1 pseudogene is annotated in these 543 nt (G+C 51.2%); it reads right to left on the bottom strand.

The features are described 5' to 3' along the window. Positions 1–362, bottom strand: a pseudogene (locus JMF90_RS39800) (hypothetical protein); the annotation flags it as partial. Between the last annotated feature and the right edge of the window lie 181 nt (positions 363–543).

The following is a 543-nucleotide window of genomic DNA, read 5'->3' as shown; positions in this document are numbered from 1 at the left end:
ACGCTTTCAATTGTTGCCTTCTCGAACACCTTGAGCCAAGTGAAGCGACCGACGCCCTTGTTTCCTTTCGCCGCTTTGCGAGTCGAGTCGGAGACGAAAAATGCCTTTGCGTTGATGTCAGAAAACCCGCCACCATTGTCCACGATGGTGACATCACGAACAGCGCCAAGGTAGTCGTCTCCACTGTCGATTAAGCGGCCTTGCCTGTCATCTCGGTGGAAATAGACATCGATGCGTCCGCCTTTACGCGCCGACTCATCAATTGACTCGAGAGAATTGACGATGCACTCAAAGACCGGAATGTACGGCTGTGTAATTGGAAGAGACAGGTTTTCAACCCGCCCTGCTATATCGACGTGCATAGGCTTCCCCGTATTCGAAGACTTATGGTTCTTTGGGTTTGCGCCGCATCGGCATTTACCGTCATGAGCCAACAGGTTCCTGCCCGCGATGCATAACGCAGTCAACGCGATTCCTTGCAAGTCTACCTTGAAGCAAGGAAGCCAATGTCATTTTCTTTCAATGACACGCGTCCTTTATCTG

Source organism: Burkholderia sp. E168m23, assembly GCF_016586125.1.
In the GTDB taxonomy this organism is placed as follows: Bacteria; Pseudomonadota; Gammaproteobacteria; order Burkholderiales; family Burkholderiaceae; genus Burkholderia; species Burkholderia orbicola.
This window is presented reverse-complemented; position numbering and strand designations above follow the sequence as displayed.